Origin of the sequence: Segeticoccus rhizosphaerae (genome assembly GCF_005222685.1) — a bacterium.
Classification (GTDB): domain Bacteria; phylum Actinomycetota; class Actinomycetes; order Actinomycetales; family Dermatophilaceae; genus Segeticoccus; species Segeticoccus rhizosphaerae.
In genome coordinates this window covers 38,375-55,312 of record NZ_SWMA01000027.1, presented here as the reverse complement: position 1 = coordinate 55,312, position 16,938 = coordinate 38,375, and the positions used below count along the sequence as shown (strand labels likewise).

At 68.9% G+C, this 16,938-nt stretch carries 18 protein-coding genes; 10 read left to right on the top strand and 8 right to left on the bottom strand.

Translation table 11 applies throughout. From position 1 onward, the window contains the following. Positions 1–201: 201 nt before the first annotated feature. Genes FCN22_RS16105 through FCN22_RS22290 form a run of 4 tightly spaced genes read left to right on the top strand, consistent with a single transcriptional unit; the run spans position 202 to position 2,615 of the window. Positions 202–921: a GAF and ANTAR domain-containing protein gene (locus FCN22_RS16105; protein WP_137122579.1), complete on the top strand. Its 720-nt coding sequence runs from the start codon at positions 202–204 to the stop codon at positions 919–921. Beyond that, positions 918–1,619 (top strand): ANTAR domain-containing protein, encoded by a 702-nt coding sequence (locus FCN22_RS16100; RefSeq protein ID WP_137122578.1) that lies wholly within the window; start codon positions 918–920, stop codon positions 1,617–1,619. Before FCN22_RS16105 ends, FCN22_RS16100 begins: the two co-directional genes overlap by 4 nt. A gap of 4 nt (positions 1,620–1,623) precedes the next feature. Beyond that, positions 1,624–2,319 (top strand): GAF and ANTAR domain-containing protein, encoded by a 696-nt coding sequence (locus FCN22_RS16095; RefSeq protein ID WP_137122577.1) that lies wholly within the window; start codon positions 1,624–1,626, stop codon positions 2,317–2,319. Between the two features lie 53 nt (positions 2,320–2,372). Continuing rightward, positions 2,373–2,615: a sigma factor gene (locus FCN22_RS22290; protein WP_137122576.1), complete on the top strand. Its 243-nt coding sequence runs from the start codon at positions 2,373–2,375 to the stop codon at positions 2,613–2,615. Positions 2,616–2,620: 5 nt separating this feature from the next. Here the strand turns inward: FCN22_RS22290 and FCN22_RS16085 are convergent, their stop codons facing one another. Together FCN22_RS16085 and FCN22_RS16080 are read right to left on the bottom strand one after the other, a co-directional pair. Continuing rightward, on the bottom strand, positions 2,621–3,085 hold the full coding sequence (locus tag FCN22_RS16085; protein ID WP_137122575.1) for an HIT family protein: 465 nt from the start codon (positions 3,083–3,085) through the stop codon (positions 2,621–2,623). 49 nt (positions 3,086–3,134) lie between these two features. Then, positions 3,135–3,812, bottom strand: coding sequence for a GntR family transcriptional regulator (locus tag FCN22_RS16080; RefSeq protein ID WP_202911630.1), 678 nt, complete (start codon positions 3,810–3,812; stop codon positions 3,135–3,137). A gap of 105 nt (positions 3,813–3,917) precedes the next feature. On the opposite strand from FCN22_RS16080, the gene FCN22_RS16075 reads away from it, so the two are divergent. The 6 genes from FCN22_RS16075 to FCN22_RS16050 are packed head-to-tail and all read left to right on the top strand — an operon-like array spanning position 3,918 to position 10,912. After that, on the top strand, positions 3,918–4,706 hold the full coding sequence (locus tag FCN22_RS16075; protein ID WP_137122574.1) for an alpha/beta fold hydrolase: 789 nt from the start codon (positions 3,918–3,920) through the stop codon (positions 4,704–4,706). Continuing rightward, positions 4,703–5,908: an ABC transporter substrate-binding protein gene (locus tag FCN22_RS16070; RefSeq protein ID WP_137122573.1), complete on the top strand. Its 1,206-nt coding sequence runs from the start codon at positions 4,703–4,705 to the stop codon at positions 5,906–5,908. Before FCN22_RS16075 ends, FCN22_RS16070 begins: the two co-directional genes overlap by 4 nt. Positions 5,909–5,942: 34 nt before the next feature. Further along, positions 5,943–7,700: an ABC transporter permease gene (locus tag FCN22_RS16065; RefSeq protein ID WP_202911629.1), complete on the top strand. Its 1,758-nt coding sequence runs from the start codon at positions 5,943–5,945 to the stop codon at positions 7,698–7,700. Next, positions 7,693–8,820, top strand: coding sequence for an ABC transporter ATP-binding protein (locus FCN22_RS16060; protein ID WP_137122571.1), 1,128 nt, complete (start codon positions 7,693–7,695; stop codon positions 8,818–8,820). Before FCN22_RS16065 ends, FCN22_RS16060 begins: the two co-directional genes overlap by 8 nt. Continuing rightward, positions 8,817–10,031 carry a CaiB/BaiF CoA transferase family protein gene (locus FCN22_RS16055; protein WP_137122570.1) on the top strand — a complete coding sequence of 405 codons (1,215 nt, stop codon included), beginning with the start codon at positions 8,817–8,819 and terminating at the stop codon, positions 10,029–10,031. Before FCN22_RS16060 ends, FCN22_RS16055 begins: the two co-directional genes overlap by 4 nt. Continuing rightward, complete coding sequence (locus FCN22_RS16050) at positions 10,028–10,912, top strand: HpcH/HpaI aldolase/citrate lyase family protein (protein WP_137122569.1); 885 nt, start codon at positions 10,028–10,030, stop codon at positions 10,910–10,912. Before FCN22_RS16055 ends, FCN22_RS16050 begins: the two co-directional genes overlap by 4 nt. Here the strand turns inward: FCN22_RS16050 and FCN22_RS16045 are convergent. The 6 genes from FCN22_RS16045 to FCN22_RS16020 form a co-directional block, all read right to left on the bottom strand. Then, positions 10,897–11,340 carry a hypothetical protein gene (locus FCN22_RS16045; RefSeq protein ID WP_137122568.1) on the bottom strand — a complete coding sequence of 148 codons (444 nt, stop codon included), beginning with the start codon at positions 11,338–11,340 and terminating at the stop codon, positions 10,897–10,899. The two genes, FCN22_RS16050 and FCN22_RS16045, sit on opposite strands and share 16 nt — an antisense overlap. A gap of 105 nt (positions 11,341–11,445) precedes the next feature. Beyond that, on the bottom strand, positions 11,446–12,657 hold the full coding sequence (locus FCN22_RS16040) for an AGE family epimerase/isomerase (protein ID WP_238384788.1): 1,212 nt from the start codon (positions 12,655–12,657) through the stop codon (positions 11,446–11,448). A 77-nt stretch (positions 12,658–12,734) separates the two neighbouring features. Continuing rightward, positions 12,735–13,352, bottom strand: a complete 618-nt coding sequence (locus tag FCN22_RS16035) for an HhH-GDP family DNA glycosylase (RefSeq protein ID WP_137122567.1) — start codon at positions 13,350–13,352, stop codon at positions 12,735–12,737. Positions 13,353–13,387: 35 nt separating this feature from the next. Then, the gene (locus FCN22_RS16030) at positions 13,388–14,575 is read right to left on the bottom strand and encodes an anhydro-N-acetylmuramic acid kinase (RefSeq protein ID WP_137122566.1); all 1,188 of its coding nucleotides are present in this window, start codon (positions 14,573–14,575) and stop codon (positions 13,388–13,390) included. Further along, positions 14,572–16,110, bottom strand: a complete 1,539-nt coding sequence (locus FCN22_RS16025; protein WP_202911628.1) for a glycoside hydrolase family 3 protein — start codon at positions 16,108–16,110, stop codon at positions 14,572–14,574. Before FCN22_RS16025 ends, FCN22_RS16030 begins: the two co-directional genes overlap by 4 nt. Further along, positions 16,111–16,896 carry a carbohydrate ABC transporter permease gene (locus FCN22_RS16020; RefSeq protein WP_238384789.1) on the bottom strand — a complete coding sequence of 262 codons (786 nt, stop codon included), beginning with the start codon at positions 16,894–16,896 and terminating at the stop codon, positions 16,111–16,113. Positions 16,897–16,938: the final 42 nt, after the last annotated feature.

Here is a 16,938-nt window from a genome sequence, read left to right as displayed (position 1 = left end):
CTGACCCAGCTTCGCACCCCCGAACCCCGCCGCCGCCCAGAGCCCGCCCGTTCACCCAACCCGATGAAACGGTGAGGCTAAACACCCGCCCATATCAGCGTTCAAATCCCTAAACGCTGCGGGTCGTCTCGCGAGGTGGGCTGGTGGCGATTCGTGAGGCTACCCTGAGATGGAAAGGCCACCATCGCGACGGGCGGGCGGATGAACGATGACAAGGCAGCCGTGCTGTCTCGACTCGCCCGCGCGGTCGCAAGCTCCGGCTCCGGTGATCCCTTGGCCGTCCGGTTGTGCCGGGCGTGTGTGGACATCGCTCACGCCGCGGGTGGGGCGATCACCTTCGGGTATGCCTCGGACGACCGGATGACCGTGTGCACCACCGGAGAGGTGGCGGCCCGGTTGGAGGATCTTGCGGAGGTCCTGGGCGAGGGCCCCGGGTGGGACGCCTACCGCAGTGGACAGGTGGTCAGCGGCGACGTGCAGGACGAGCGGTGGCCGGTATTTGGGGCGTCGGCCCGCCGCGAGATCGGAATGGTCTATCTCGATGCGTTACCGATGCGCCCCGGTGGACAATTGATGGGGGTCCTGACGTTGCACCGGCGGAGCGGCCGGTCCGGTGCAGGGGCTTTCGACGTGGAGATGGCTCAGTTTGTGGCCGACGCGGTGGGCGCCGCCCTGCTGCGCGAACCCGGTTGGGGCGACGACAAGGGCCCCGTCGGACCATGGGCGGCACGCTCGCGGGTGCATCAGGCGACCGGAATGGTCGTGGCCCAACTCGGTATCGGCGTCGAGGACGCGATGGCCCTGCTGCGGGCACATGCCTTCGCCCATGCGGCCAGTCTGGACGACATTGCAGCCCAGATCCTGTCGCGGCGGCTCAACTTCAGCATCACCGACACCACGACCCGGAACGAGGAACCATGAGCGCACGCACCGCCGCCCAGGCGCTCGGCGACGCCACCTCGGCGCTGGTCGCCGAGCACGACACGATCGACGTGCTGGCTCGCTTGATGCGCGACTGCCAGGAGGTGGTACCTGCCGATGCCGTGGGGTTGGTAGTGGCAACCGCTGGAGGTGAGCTGGAGCTGTTGGCTTCCACCTCGCACCAGACCGCAGAGCTGGAGATCTTCCAGGTCGCTCAGGACGACGGGCCCTGTGTCGAGTCATTCCAGACCGGCGCACTGGTCACCGCCTGCGGCAACGAGGCGATGGTGCGCCGTTGGCCCACCGTGGGGTCGGCCATCGCCGTGGCAGGCTTCGACATGGTCCATTCGCAGCCGCTGCTGTGGCGCGAGCACGTCCTGGGCGCGGTCAATCTCTTTCGGCGCCAGCCGTCGGCGCTGGATGAACAGGGGGCCCGCTTGACACGCGCCTTTGCGGACATCGCGACGCTGGCGGTCGCCACCGCCCAGGAGATCGACTTCGAGCAGATCCAGGCGCAGGTGCGCCGCGCGCTGCAGGGTCGCGTCGTCCTCGAGCGGGCCAAGGGCGTGCTGGCGTACGCCGAGAAGGTCGACATGGCGGCTGCCTACGACATGATCGTGCGGCGCGCCGCCGAGCAGGGCATCAGCTTGAGCGCGATGGCCACCAGCATCGTGGCGGACGCTGAGCGGACACGGTGAGGTGATGACCGGCCGCGCCTGGGCAGCGGACGAGAGATTCGGCGCCATCGTGCGGTCCCTCCAGGCCCGACACGGTGTCCAGGACACGCTGCAGCGCTCGGTCGAGGTCGCAGTCGAGCTGTTCGACGGGTGCGACTACGCCTGTGTGTCCCTGGTCCATCGCAACAAGCGGATCGAGACGCCGGCCTACACCGACGACATCGCGAGACGTGGTGACGACTTGCAGTACGAACTGGGGCAGGGCCCGTGCCTGGACGCAATCTGGAGCCACGAAACCGTCCGCAGCGACGACCTCACCGCGGAGCACCGCTGGCCGGACTGGGGACCGCGGGCGGCCGAGCAGCTCGGAATCCGTTCCATGCTGTGTTTCCAGCTGTTCACCAGCCGGGACAGCCTCGGCGCGCTCAACCTCTACGGCACGACGGTCAACGCCTTCGACGACTCCAACGCCACTGTCGGTTACGCCCTGGCCGCGCACGTGTCGGTGGCCCTGGCCGGGGAGCAGGAGCTTGCGGACGCCAACCTGGTGCTGGCCGACCGGACGATCATCGGACGGGCCGAGGGCATCCTGATGGAGCGGTTCGGACTCACCGGGACCCAGGCACTGGAAGCGCTGCACCGCATCGCCACCCAGCAGGACACCGACCTGCACAGTGCTGCTGCTGAGCTGGTGAATGACGGCCGGCCACGGCCGGCGTGACCCGGTGACGAGCGTCGTGCAGGCTCGTGGCCCAGCGCTGTCAGGATGAGTAGGTGAAGGCAGATTTCGAAGCCACGGTCGCGCCATACCGTCGCGAGCTGCTTGTCCACTGCTATCGGATGCTCGGTTCGGCTCACGACGCCGAAGACCTTCTCCAGGAGACCTTGCTGCGAGCTTTCCCACCGCCGTCGGCGAGGGCGCCCGGCTCCTCACGACCCCGGCCGACCTGGATCTCGTCTCGCTCCAGGCGGTCGGCCCCGCCACCCTGGCCAGGTATGCCGCTGGATGAGGACTGAACTGCTCAACGCTCGCGGGCGACGGCCGCGGCGAGTCTGGTCGCCAGGGCGTCGATCGTGGTGGTCGACGGCCAGTCCGACTCGTGCTGGCTCAGGTAGTGGAAGATGCGAGGGCCCCGGTGCTCCTCGGGCAGATCCGCCATGCGGGGTACGACGTGGACGTGCAGGTGCTGAAATCCCTGCGCCTCCGAGAACTGCATCGTGTAGGTCTTGCGGCACCCCAGCTCCGCCTGGAGGGCGCGGGACGTGGCGCCGAGGAGCTCACCGAGCTCCGACATCGCCGCGGGCGCGAGCCCGGCAAAAGACTCGACGTGATCGAGCGGGACGACGACCAGCCACCCCGGCAACGTCGAGTTGAACGCGTGCGCGACGCGCCAGTGCCGGGTGCGCGCGATGTTCTCCCGTGGCACGTCGGCATCCGATGCAGAGTTGGTGCAGACGAAGCAAGCAGCGTCGGTCTCGGCGGTCACCGGCTCACTGTAGGGCTCGAACCGTGAAGGACGGTCGAGGGACTCGCGCTCAGGAGACCTCTTGGTCGGATCCGCCCTCCATGGCCTTCGCGCGCGCGAGCGTCGCCTGTGTGGAGTTGGTGATGTGCTGCAGCATGGCTCGGCCGGCCGCCTTCCGGCGGCGACCCACGATCGCCGTGACCACCGCCTGGTGCTCGGCCGTCTTCTGCTCCTGGTGCCGCACCAGGCTCATGGCCTGGAAGGGAATGCGCAGCCACAGCCGGTCGATGAACTCGAGCAGCAAGGGCGACTGCGCGGCCGCGTAGATCCGGTGGTGGAGGATCGCGTTGAGCTCGGGCAGGTCGTCGTGCCGCTTGTCGTCCACGGCGCTCGCAAAGGCCGACATCGCCGCCTCGATCTCGGCCAGGTCGTCAGCCGTGGCATGCTGCGCGGCAAGCTCGCACGCCATCGGTTCGAGTACGCGCCGCAACCGGTAGGTCTCCTCGATGCTCTCGGGCGCCAACGGAGCCACGCGGGTCCCCCGGTGCGGATCGTGCTCGACCAGTCCCTGGGTGGCCAGCAGCCGCAGCGCCTCCCGGACTGGGGTCAGGCTCATGCCGAGCTCGTCGGCGAGCGTCTGTCCGGTCAGGCGCGATCCCGGGGCGAACCGGCCGTCGAGGATCGCCTCGCGAAGAGCGCTGTAGGCGGCGGCTCCCTTGGTCTGCACCGCTGCTCGTTTCAACGTCACGCCATGATGGTAGACCGCTTGCAGGAAATCGTTGACATTGTATAAAAAATCTCCATAGAGTGATCGGCGTCACGCTGACCGCCAAGCAGGGAGCCGGCTGGAGCAATGGGTCACGCAGAGCAGATGGAGGCCGTTCCCCACGGCCTGTTGCCACGCGGTTCGAGTGCGCTCTATGCACTCGGGGACGATCCGCGGTTCTCCTACTGCACCTATGTCCCCGCCGAAATCCGCTCGGGCGAGCTGCTGGTCACGGTGCACGGAACGGAGAGGGATGCTATCGGCATACGCGACGCGTTCGTCCCCTTCGCCGAGCAGCACGGGGTGACGATCCTGTCTCCGTTGTTCCCCGCGGGCATCGACCGTCCCGATGACCTCGACAACTACAAGTTCATCAGGTTCGGCCACCTGCGCTTCGACCGACTGCTGATGCGCATGGTGGTGGCCGCGGAACGCCGGACCGGCCGGCGGCTCGGACCGCTTCGGCTCGTGGGGTTCTCCGGCGGAGCCCAGTTCGTCCACCGCTTCCTCTACCTGCACCCCGGCCTCGTGGCGAGCGCAACCATCGCGGCTCCCGGGCGCATCACGCTGCTCGACGACACCCGCGACTGGTGGGCAGGAACCCGGGATGTCCAGGACGTCTTCGGGACCAGCCTCGATCTCGCCACCTTGCGCAGTGTCCCGGTGCAGGTCGTGGTCGGCGCCGACGACACCGACACCGGCGTGCGCTCACGGGTCGAACAGGCCAAGACCCTGCACGACAACTACCGCAACTGCGGCATCTCCTCTCGTCTCGACGTGGTCCCGCACTCCCGGCACGACCTCGCCGGCCTTGTCCCCCCGATCACCGACTTCCTCGATGGTCAACTCCGCAACACAGGAAGGTTCGCCTCGTGACCAGCTCCGACCAGAACGACAACCTCCCCCTCCGTCTGCCCGAGTTCGACCGGCGCGTGTTCCTCCGCGGCTCGCTAGCGGCGGGGGCCGCGCTCTCGGCGGCCAGTGTGCTCGCGGCCTGTGGGGGTGGCGGCAGCACCAGCGCTCAGGGAGGGACCTCGGGGCCCAGCGGCGGTGCGACGCAACCGTCCTACTACCCCTCGGACTACAGCTCCATCATCGATGCCTCCAAGAAGGAGAAGGGGCTCACGATCTACTCCAACATGGCGGAGTACAACTGGCAGCCCATCATCGACGCGTTCAAGGCAAAGTACTCGTGGGTGGGTGACATCTCGACCAACAACCTCGACAGCGCGGAGGTATTCCAGCGCTATTACAGCGAGTCCGCGAGTGGGACGTCGGCGGCCAGCTTCATGGTCTCGGGCGACCCGACCAGCTGGATCGACTTCATCAAGAAGCACAAGGCGGCCGCCGACTACAAGTCTCCCGAGCTCGACAAGCTGCCCGACTTCGGGTCTCCGCTCCCCGGCCTCTACACCTTCTCCACCGACCCGATCCTGTTGGCCTACAACAAGGCTCTGATCAAGGAGGACGAGCGGCCCAAGAGCATGTCGGATCTCGCGAAGTTGGTGGGCGGGGACACCGAACGGTTCGACAACAAGGTCACGACCTACGACGACGCCAACAGCTTCGGCTTCGCCATCGAGTACGTCTGGGGCCAGAAGTACCCCAAGGCGTGGGACGTGCTCGACAAGGTGCTGCCCGCGACCCGCATGGAGCAGTCCTCCGGACCGATGGTCGACAAGATCAACTCGGGTGAGTACCTCGTCGGTTACTTCATGTCGAGCACCGTCGTGCTGCCGCAGGCGGAGAAGTCCGGCGCCATCCTGGGCTGGAACTACATCGCCGACGGCACCCCGATGATGTTCCGCGGCATGGCGATTCCCAAGACGGCGCCCCAGATGGCCACGGCCAAGCTCATGCTCGACTTCCTGCTCTCGCACGACGGCCAGATCGCCATCTACAAGGGAGGGTTCACTCCCTTCCGGGACGACGTGACCAAGGACGAGGCGCCGCGCAGCTACAACACGATCGGCAAGGAGGTCGGCAAGGAGAACCTGATCAACGTCGCCTACGACGAGATCAGCAAGGCCGACGCCGATGCCTTCCGCAAGAAGTGGGCTGCCGCAATGAAGGCCTGACGAGCCCGCCCCGACGAGACGGAAGGACGTGGACGTGACGACGACGAAACCGTCGCCGACGGCCCGGGACTCCGCCGGTTCGCTACCGCCACCCCGCTATCGGCGCCTGTGGGGTCATGGCAAGGAGACGTGGATCCAGTATGGCGTGTTCGTCGCCATCGTGGTCCTCGTCCTCGCGCCGTTGGTCCCGACTCTGTGGCAGTCGCTCATCGACCGGCCCCTCTACGCCTCGGGGCCAGTGCTCACCTGGCAGAACTTCGTCCACCTGTTCACCCAGGCGGGGTTCGGTCGGGTGGTGCTCAACAGCCTCGCCTTCGCCGCGCTGACGACCGTCATCGCGGTGGTTCTGTCGGTGCTGCTGGCGGTCGTGCTGATCCGGACCCGGGTGCCGGGCGGGCGGGTGATGGGATCGATGCTGCTGTGGCCGATCTACATCTCCCCACTCGTCCTGGCCTTCGGCTGGATCATCGTCTACGGCCCCGCCGGGTTCATCAGCGTGGGCTTCCGCCAGATCTTCGGCGGCATCCCGTGGAACCTCTACAGCATCCCCGGGATGGCGCTGACCGAGGCGGTGGCGCTGATCCCGATCGGCTATCTCTACTGCTCGGGCGCCTTGCGCCTGTCGGACCCTTCGCTGGAGAACGCGGCGCGCACCTGCGGCGCGGGGCCACTGCGCATCCTGGTCACCATCGTCCTGCCCATGCTGCGGCCGCCGATCCTCTACAGCGCGCTGCTGATCTTCTCGACCTCGCTCGAGACCCTCAGCGTGCCGCTGCTGTTCGGCCGCCCGGTCGGCATCGACCTCTTCGCCAGCTTCATCTACATCAACGGCCTCGCCCAGTCCAACCCTGACTACGGGCTGGTCGCTGCCGCCTCGGTGTTCACCCTGGCGGTGATGGCGGTCCTCGTGACCGTGCAGGCACTCTCCCTGCGCAACGCCCAGCGGTTCGTCGCGGTGCGCGGCAAGGCTTCCCGGCCCCGGCTGTTCGAGCTGGGCAGGCTACGCTGGCTCGGCTTCGCCTTTGTCTTCGTCTACCTCCTGCTCGGCCCCGTGATCCCCCTGCTGGCCCTCCTGTTGCGGGCCTTCACGCAGATCCTCACGCCGCTGGTCAACCCGTTCAGCCTGCTGACGCTGGACAACTTCACGCTGGTGTTCTCCTACCACGCCTACGTGCAGTCCATCTACAACAGCATCATCATCGCGCTGATCGGCGCGGTCGCCACGACGTTGCTGATCTCAGTCGTGGTGCTGGTGGCCCGGCGCTCCGGCTTCCGGTTCCGGCGTTCGCTCGAGTTCACCTCCCTGGCGCCGCAGGTTGTGCCGGGCATCATCCTCGGTATCGGTTTCTTCTGGGCCTTCGCGCTCATCGGTCCGCTCAACTGGATCAACGGCACTTTGCTGGCGCTGATCATCGCCTTCAGCGTGCGGTCGATGCCGGCCGCCTTCGGGGCCATCGCCCCGATCGTGATGCAGATCGGCGACGAGCTCGACCAGGCGGCACGCTCACTCGGCGCCGACTGGTGGCGCACCTTCAGCCGGATCCTGTTCAAGCTGATCATGCCCGGCATGCTCGCGGCGTTCGTGCTGCTGTTCGTGCAGATGATCAAGGAGTTCACCCCGGCGGTGTTCCTGGCCAATGCCAACTCCCAGGTGATCGGCACCACGATGCTGCAGCTCTGGTTGAACGGGAACACGGGCGCCGTCGCGGCATTGTCCTGTGTCCAGATCGCCATCACCGCAGTCTTCGTGTTCATCGCAGGAAAGGTCCTCAAGGTGCGTTCCAATGCCTGATCTGGTCGTGCAAGGTCTGTCGAAGCGCTTCGGGGAGGCCCAGGCCCTCGACGACATCTCGTTCACCGTGCAGGACGGGGAGTTCTTCACCCTGCTCGGGCCCAGTGGGTGCGGCAAGTCGACCACGCTGATGAGTGTCGCCGGGCTCGAACGACCCGACTCCGGTTCCATCCGGGTGGGGGACGAGGTCTTCTTCGACTCCGACTCGGGGCGGTTCCTCACCCCTGAGCAGCGCAACCTCGGGATGGTCTTCCAGTCCTACGCCCTGTGGCCACACATGACGGTAGAGGCCAACCTGGCGATGCCACTCAAGTTGCGCAAGGTCAAGAAGAGCAGGCAGACGAGCCTCATCGACGATGCGCTGGACCAGGTGGGGCTGTTGCCCTACAAGAAGCGCTACCCCCACCAGCTCTCCGGCGGCCAGCAGCAGCGGGTGGCGCTGGCACGGGCCCTGGTCTACTCACCGACGGTGCTGCTGCTCGACGAGCCGTTGTCGAACCTCGACGCCAAGCTGCGTGACCGGGCGCGCGCCTGGCTGAAGGACCTGCAGAGCAGCATCGGCATCACCACGGTCTATGTCACGCACGACCAGCTCGAGGCGTTGTCGCTGTCCGACCGGCTGGCGGTCATGGAGGACGGCCACATGCTCCAGGTGGCGTCGCCGAAGGACGTCTACAACGCGCCGACGAACGCCTCCGTCGCCGACTTCATCGGACGGTGCAGCTTCTTCGAGGCGACGGTCCGCGGCGGTGAGTCCGACGGCGTCGCGACGGTTGAGCTCGCCGGCGGAGGAACCCTCCGGGTCACCTCGCACGAGACCCACCCGGACGGAGCCGCGGTGACCGTGGGCATCCGCTCGGAACGGATGGAGGTCGTGCCGCCCCGCAGTGACGTCGGGGCGGAGTCGGTCAATGCCATCCCGGCGGAGCTGAAGAAGGTCGCGTTCGTCGGTGCGCGCTACGAGTACGAGCTGGTCGCCGGCGACCAGCTGGTGTTCGCCGAGAGCGAGGCCGAGGTGACCGATCGCCAGGTCTGGCTGATCGTCCCCACGGACGCGGCCTACGTCTTCTCGGGCGCCGCCGCCGCCCGGTCGCGGGAGCTGGGCGGTGTGGAGGTGTGAGTGAAACCCACGAGGCTGCTGAGCTGCCCCCCGGCCCGTTGCACGGCATACGGGTCCTGGACCTGTCCCGGCTGGTGGCGGGCAACCAGCTGACCCTCTTGCTCGCCGACTTCGGCGCAGATGTGATCAAGGTCGAACGGCCGGGCACCGGGGACACGTTGCGCCACTGGCTCGAGGACGGCAAGGAGCTCTTCTGGAAGGTCTACGGGCGCAACAAGAGGAGCATCACGCTGGATCTGAAGCACGCAGAAGGCAGGGAGGCCGTGCTGCGCCTGGTCCTCGGCGCGCACGTGCTGGTGGAGAGCTTCCGGCCGGGAGCACTGGAGCGGCTCGGCCTCTCACCCGAGGAACTGCTCGAGGCCAACCCGGCGCTGGTGGTGGCACGCGTGTCCGGCTGGGGCCAAACGGGGTCCATGTCCGACCAACCCGGCTTCGGCACGTTGATCGAGGCGATGTCGGGGCTCGCCGCCTGGAACGGTTTCCCCGATCGAGAACCGGTTCTGCCGCCGGGGGCGCTCGCCGACATGGTCGCCGGCACCTTTGGTGCCTTCTCGGTGCTGGCGGCGCTGCGGCACGCGGAGACCACGGGGCGTGGCCAGGTGATCGACCTGTCCCTCTTCGAGCCGCTGTTCTCCGTGCTGGGGCCGATGGCGGCGATCTACCGGCACGCCGGCCGGGTGCCGCAGCGCAACGGCAGCCGCTCCCAGTCCAGTGCACCCCGCAACGTCTACCGGACCGGCGACGGAGAGTGGATAGCGTTGTCCGGCTCGACCCAGACAATGACGGAGCGTCTCTTCGCGGCGATCGGCCGGATCGAGCTGGTGCAGGACCCGCGCTTCGTGGACAACGGCGCCAGACTCGCCCACGTGGAGGAGCTCGATGCCATCCTGGGCGGGTTCTTCGGCCAGCGTTCCCTCGAGGCAAGCCTCCGCCTGATGCGTGCTGCCGGCGTGACAGCCGCGCCCGTGATGGACATCGCCGGCCTGTTGGACACCGAGTTCTTCCGGACCAGAGGCGTGGTGGTGGACGGTCCGGACGTGGAGGACGACATCCCGGTGGCCATGCATCAGGTGGTGCCGCGGCTGTCCGCCAGTCCAGGGGCGATCCGCACCCCGGCCCCCAAGCTGGGCCAGGATACCGATGACGTGCTGCGAGAAGTGTTTTCGACCGATGAGCTGGAAGTCCTGCGCGAGAAGGGTGTATGCGGATGAGCACGTCCACGGAGGATCCGGTGCTGTGGCGGTCCTTGCTGTATGTCCCGGTGGTCTCCAAGCGGTTCATCGACAAGGCCCACACCCGCGGTGCTGACGCGATCCAGCTCGACCTCGAGGACAGCATCGCGGCCAGCCAGAAGGAGGAGGCGCGTCGGATGCTTCCTGCGGCGGTCGAGCGGCTGACCAGCCTGGGCGTCGACGTCGCGGTCCGCGTCAACCGGCCCTGGCGCCTCGCCGTCCGCGACCTCGAGGCCGCCGTCCTGCCCGGGGTCAAGGCGCTGGCACTGCCCAAGCTGGAGACCGCTGACCACGTCCGCTTCCTCGACGAGGTCGTCACCGAGCTCGAGGCGGGAGCCGGGCTGCCGCACGGACAGGTGCGATTCATCGCCATGGTCGAGACCAGCGGCGGTTTCTTCCGGCTGGAGGAGATCGCGAAGGCCAGCCCTCGTATCGCCTTCCTGACCCTGGGGACCGAGGACTTCGCGACGTCGGCAGGCGTCCGCCCGGTCCCGGAGCTGATGGCCGGGCCCAAGCAGGTGACCGTCTTCGCGGCACGGGCCGCCGGCGTGCTGCCGATCGGTCTGGTCGGCTCGATCGCCGACTACGCCGACCCCGAGGCCTTCCGCGAGGTGGTGCGCCGGTCGCGCGCCATCGGCCTCGTCGGTGCGAGCGCCATCCACCCGTCCCAGGTGCCCATCATCAACGAGGGCTTCTCACCCACAGCCGAGGAGCTCGACCGGGCTGAGCGGATGGTGGCGACGTATGACGCCGCGTTGGCTTCCGGGCTGGGTGCGGTCGAGTTCGACGGCGCCATGATCGACGAGCCGGTCGTCGAGCGCTCCCGGGCCCTGCTGCGCCAGGCTCACCGAGGCCGGTGACCATCCCGAGCGCCGTGAGGGTGTGACGGCTGCCCCGGCCGGGAGCGTCGGCCGAGCAGCACGGCGACGAGCACCAGCAGCGCGGTGACCAGGAGCTCCTCGAGCACCAGCCACCGTCGCGCGGTCGCGTTCCGGTCTTCCGTGTCGTCGGCGCCGGCCCGGTCTGCCGGGACCGAGGTCAGGGACACGCGGCCACCACCGGCCGGGTCCGGCGAGATCGACTGCGGGACGCTGATGCCCCGGACCAGCGCGGCGGGCCCGGCGGAGGGGCCGAGCGAAGCGAAGGCAGGCGCTGCGGATGCCGCCGACGGTGAGAGAACGAGGGCCGTGAGGCAGACGACCAGGGCGATGAGCCAGCTGGCGGGCCTGCGGGACAGCCGTCGCCTCGGTCGTCGGCCGGGAGAGGCTGGAAGCTGGGGGAGTGCCACGATCTGCCCTTGTCTCGGAACTCCATAGTAGGACCCGGCGCAGCAACAGAGGCCGGGTCGAGCGCTTCGCTGTCCGCAGGTCGCCTCAACGCCTGGGGCGACGCCCTACGACGCCCGGAGCGCGCCGGCGAACGAGGTGATGGTGTCGAGGGTGGGCAGCAGGGCAGCCTGAAAGGCGTGGTAGACGTCCGGCTTGCCTGACCAGACCGAATCCGCTGGTCGGTTCTGGGGATCCAGCTCGTGGTGCCACGACCCACGGTCGTGGTCGATCAGGAAGCTGTCGGCGTAGTCCCACAGGCGGCTGTACCACCGCAGGTAGTCGTCGTCGTCCGTCGCCTCGGCCAGCGTCCAGGCCGCGGCGATGCCCTCCGCCACGACCCAGTGCAACCGGTCGCGGACGACGGGCTCGGCCCCGAAGTCGGTGGTGTAGACGAATCCGTCTGCGCCATCGACGTGCCAGCCGTCCGCGACGGCTCGTGCGAAGAGGGCTCGTGCGTCTTCCAGCAACCACCCCGGTGCCTCCGGCCCGAGGGCAGCGCGCAGGTGGAGCGCGAGCCGGGACCACTCAAGCAGGTGACCGATCGTCACGCCGTAGGGCCGGAACGGGTGGGCCGGCTGGTCCCGGTGGTAGTCGAGCCGGGGTCGCCAGGAGGCGGTGAAGTGCTCGGGCAGACGCCATGCGTGGTCACGGGCGAAGCCGTGCACCACTCGCTCGACGATCCGGTGGGCTCGGGAGAGCCAACGCCGCTCTCCGGTGACGTCGTGCACCGCGAGCAGCGCCTCCACCGTGTGCATGTTGGCGTTCACACCCCGGTAGTCCTCGAGGTCGGTCCAGCGCCGGTCCCACACGTCGACGACGAGCCCATCCTGCTCACGCCAGAACCGTTGTTCGAACACCGCGATCGCATCCTCGAGCAGTGCGGCCCCGTCCTCGTGCCCCGCCGCCGTCGCACTGGACGCGGCCAAGAGCACGAAGGCGTGCTCGTAGGCCCTCTTGTCGGCCAGCACCGGCCCGTCGGCGTCGACCGAGGCGAACCAGCCACCGAACTGCGGATCGCGCAGCCGTCCCCGCAGAGCCCGCACCCCGTGGTCCAGCAGGGCTGGAGCCGCACGGTCGGCCTGCAGCGCGGCGAGGGCGAAGACGTGCGTCATCCGGCAGGTGATCCAGGCCTCGACCGGACGGTCGAGCTCCGGTCGGCCGGACTCGTCCAACCAGGCGAACCCTCCCTCAGGGTGCACGGATCCGGCTGCGAAACGCAGCAGGTCCTCGCGACGGGTCGCGAGAGTGGAACTCTCCACGGCGGTCAGGGCCGGCACGGTCGTCCTCCTTGGTCGAACCCGATGATTCCACCCGCCATTCGCGCGCCGTCCTCGGGAGTCTCGCCGCCGTGCGCCTACACCGCGAGAGCGGACCGGACCAACGCCGCCGACAACCGTGTGAGATCACGGTCGGCCACCAGTCTGCCGAGCCTCGGCGGGGTGCTGGGGAGCCCGAGATCGGCGGCACGAGCGATGGCGCGCTCGTCGAAGTAGGGGCGTAGTTCGGGCCACACTCCTTGCGCCTCCCGACAGAAGATGCGTGCTCCAGTCGGACCGATTCCCGGAAACTGCATCAGCAGGTCGTGGATCCTGGGGACGTCACCGTCGGCCTCGTCCCGGAGGCGACGTAGGTCGCCGCCGTATCGTTCGAGCAGGAGTTGGGCGCCCTCGGCCAGACGGGTGGCCGTGCTCTCGTCGTAGCGCTTGTAGTGTGCGCGGCCGAGGGCGTCGACCCTTTGCTGCCAGCTCGATTCGAGCATTGCTCGCGGGGTGCGCCAACCCGCGCGGGACAGCTCCCGAGCGGCGTCGACCGCAAGGTCGGCGTTGATGCGGGTCGAGAGCAGCGTGGCCAGGACCAGGAGGCGATAGAGCGCAGACGGCTTGTCCCGCAGCGTGATCCCAGCCTGCTCGGCATACGTCTGACCGTGCTGCCCCAGCAGCTCCGCCACGATCTCGGACTGCTTTTGTGTCATGGCGTTCGACTACCCGTCCCCCGGCCCGTGAAACGTCAGCCGATGCGCAGGCGGCGTGGCGGTTCGGCGGCGCCGGGCGGGAGGACGAGCGGGCCGGCGCCCGGGGTGATGTCTCCGAGGATCCTGGGACCGCTGGCACCCGTGGTGGTCCTGCCGCCGGGGCTCGTCCGCACGGTGCCGGCCTGGCCGGTCGCGGTGAGGTAGCCGAGCAGGGCGAAGAGGTAGGCCTCCTTCGCCGCGGGGTCGAGTCCGAACTCGGCGCTGGTCGTGACCCGGCACCCCGGCAGGTGTCTGGCCAGGGCCTCCATCAGGGTGGGGTTGCGCACGCCACCCCCACTGGTCACGAGCAGCTCGACGCCCTGCAGCTGCGCCGCCACCGAGCGCGCGGTGAGCTCGGTCATCGTCGCCACCAGGTCCTTGCCCGCCACGGGAGGAAGTGCCTGGTCTCGGTGGCGGTGCACCCACCGCAGGGTGAAGTACTCCCGGCCGGTCGACTTCGGCGCCGGCGACGTGAAGTAGGGGTCGGCCAGCAGCGACTCGAGCAGGTCCTCGTCGATGACACCCTGCCGGGCGAGGGCCCCGTCGACGTCGCAACGCTCCCGACCACCCGTGGCGAGCGTCGCCGCCTCGTCGATGAGGCAGTTGCCCGGACCGAGGTCGTATGACGTGAGCTCACCGGGAGCGTGGATCGTCGCGTTCGCGATGCCGCCGAGATTGAGGGCCGCAACGCGCTGGACCTTCGTCGAGGATGCGACCTCGGCGAGCCACAGCGCGTCGAGGGTGCTGGCCAACGGCGCTCCGTGACCGCCCGCGGCGATGTCGCGAGACCTCAGGTTGCTCACCACGGGAACGCCGAGCAGCTCCGCGATCCAAGCCGGTTCACCGATCTGGAAGGACCCGTGCGCGGCGAGGTCGGTGACCCAGTGGTACATCGTCTGGCCGTGCGAGACGACCAGATCAGGACGCGTGCCGAGGCGCATGGCCATGGCGTCAGCCGCTCGCGCAAACGCCTGCCCCGACAGGGTGTGCAGCTGCGCGATCTCGTCCACCGTCGTGGTGGCTCCGGCGCCCGCGGCGAGGATCCGCTGGCGTATGGCTGACGGCCAGGGCACCTCCTCGTGCGCCAGCGGCTCCAGGCGCAGGACGTCGATCATCCGGAACCGCGCCGCTGCCACGTCGATGGCGTCCACGGAGGTGCCCGACGACACCGCGATGACGATCATCGGTGCGCGGTGAGCAGCTCGGTGACCGCTCGGGCCGTGGGCTGCGAGTCGCCGAAGGTGAAGATGGCCCGGCTGGCCCGTGGAAGGTCGTCGTCGTGGGCGGACCACCCGAGGCACACCACCACCGCGTCGGGTCGTCGCGCCAGCAGGCGGTCCAGCAGGGCCGACTCCTCGTCGTCCCCGCCGGGGGTCCCGGTCACGATGACGTCAGGGTCCCCGAGCTGCTCCTGCACCAGCGCTGCCACGCGGTCGGGCCCGGCGACCCGGCCCTCCACGGCAGAAGACGCGAAGGCGGAGGCGGCGCTGGAGCCGGGCAGGCGGGCCAGGAGCGTGTCGGCCAGCAGGCCGGAGAGGCGTCCGCTCGCGATGTTGCGCCGCCTCCGGATGTCGAGGACCCGCACCGGTCCGCTCAGCGCGCCCTCCACCGCTCCCCGGGTGCGCAACGCCCGCGCGGCGATCTCCACCGACGGAGGGCCCGCCAGGGTGGCGTCCTCCGATGAGCTGGACCGACGGTCCTGTGACCAGGCGGCGAGCGACCCAACCCGGGTGGCGGCCTCCACGACACGCTGCCTCGGCAGCCGGCCACCTTCCAGGGCGGCCACCACGGCCTGCAGCGCCTCGGTGAACTCGTGCTCGTCGTGCGGGTCGTCGCCCTTGCCCAGCACCGGGTTGCCGAGACCCACCAGGTCGACGCCCGCGAGCAGTGCCCTCACCACACCCTCACCAAAGCCGATGGTGCCCGAGATCGCCCGCATGTCAATGGCATCGGACACGATGACCCCTTCGAAGCCGAGGCCCTCGCGGAGCAGGGACAGCACGGGGGCGCTCAACGTGGCGGGTGCCCGGTCCAGGGCGGGGAAGACGATGTGCGCTGTCATCACGCACCGTGCGCCGGCGTCGACGGCGGCGGCGAAGGGTGTCAGCTCACGGGCGCGCAGCGTCTCCAAGTCGACGTCGACGACCGGGAGACCGACGTGCGAGTCGACGACGGTGTCGCCGTGACCGGGAAAGTGCTTGGGGCAGGCCGCGACTCCCGCGGCCTGCAGCTCCTCCACGAACGCGGCACCGTGCCGTGCGACCAGAGCCGGGTCCGCACCGAAGGATCGCACGCCGATGACCGGGTTGTGCGGGTTGGCGTTCACGTCCACCACCGGTGCGAGGTCGAGGTCGATGCCGGTGCGGCGCAGCTGACCCGCGATGTCACGCGCCACCCGGCGGGTCACCTCCAGGTCGTCGACCCGCCCGAGCACGGCGTTGCCGACATGTGGCGAGCCGTTCGCCGCGTGCAACCGGGTGACGATGCCACCCTCCTCGTCGACCGCGGTCACTGCCAGCCCGAGATCGTGGATCGCGGCGGAGAGCCGCGCCGCCTGGTCGGGGGTGTCGATGTTGTGGCCGAAGTAGCACACACCGCCGAGCCCGGACTCGAGCGCACGGGCCAGCCAGGGCGGCACGACCCGGCCGCCGAAACCGGGCATGAGGACGGCGTGTGCGAGCTCGACGGCCCGCGCCCGGTCCGGCGCGGAGGCAGCCACCTACTTCACCGCCCCGGCGACGAGGCCGGCCGCGAGCTTGCGCTGCGCCAGCACGAAGACGACCATGACCGGGATCGTCACCATCGTGGACGCGGCCATCAGCCCGCCCCAGTCGTTGACGTGGGCGCCGAAGAACTGCTTGAGGCCGATGCCGACGGTCATCTTGCTGTCCTCGGACAGGAAGGTCATCGCGAAGGTGAACTCCTCCCACGCCATGACGAACGAGAAGGCCGACGTGGCGATCAGCCCCGGCGTGACCAGCGGCAGGAGGACGGACCGGAACATCCGGAACCAGGAGCATCCGTCGAGGTACGCCGCCTCCTCCAGCTCGACCGGGACCGCCGCCACGAACCCCCGCAGGTTCCAGATCGCGAAGGGCAGCGCGAAGGCGATGTAGACGATGGTCAGACCGATCAGCGAATTGAGCATCCGCAGGTCCTTCATCTGCAGGAACAGCGGGATGACCAGGGCCTCCGCCGGCAGCATCTGCACGACGAGCACCAGCACCAGCATCGTGGTCCGCATCCGGAACCTGAACCGTGCCATCGCGACCGCGCCCAGCAGCGCGAGCAGGCAGGAGATCACCACGACCGCGATCGTCACGAACGCCGAGTTGACCAGGTAGTGGCTGAAGCCGGAGCTCATCGCCTCGGTGAAGTGCCGGAACGTGAGGTGTCGCGGGATCAGGTTGTCGGTGCCGGAGCTGGCCCGCGCGCTGAACGCCGTGGTGAGCATGAAGTAGATCGGGAACAAGGTGAAGGCGAGGATCCCCACCACGGCCAGGATGGTGCCGGGTCCGTAGACCCGCTTGCGCCGCCGGCTCGCTCG

Coding starts and splice junctions, on each gene's coding strand:
- FCN22_RS16105 (WP_137122579.1), top strand. CDS start 202: ATGAACGATGACAAGGCAGCCGTGCTGTCTCGACTCGCCCGCGCGGTC.
- FCN22_RS16100 (WP_137122578.1), top strand. CDS start 918: ATGAGCGCACGCACCGCCGCCCAGGCGCTCGGCGACGCCACCTCGGCG.
- FCN22_RS16095 (WP_137122577.1), top strand. CDS start 1,624: ATGACCGGCCGCGCCTGGGCAGCGGACGAGAGATTCGGCGCCATCGTG.
- FCN22_RS16075 (WP_137122574.1), top strand. CDS start 3,918: ATGGGTCACGCAGAGCAGATGGAGGCCGTTCCCCACGGCCTGTTGCCA.
- FCN22_RS16060 (WP_137122571.1), top strand. CDS start 7,693: ATGCCTGATCTGGTCGTGCAAGGTCTGTCGAAGCGCTTCGGGGAGGCC.
- FCN22_RS16050 (WP_137122569.1), top strand. CDS start 10,028: ATGAGCACGTCCACGGAGGATCCGGTGCTGTGGCGGTCCTTGCTGTAT.
- FCN22_RS16035 (WP_137122567.1), bottom strand. CDS start 13,352: ATGACACAAAAGCAGTCCGAGATCGTGGCGGAGCTGCTGGGGCAGCAC.
- FCN22_RS16030 (WP_137122566.1), bottom strand. CDS start 14,575: ATGATCGTCATCGCGGTGTCGTCGGGCACCTCCGTGGACGCCATCGAC.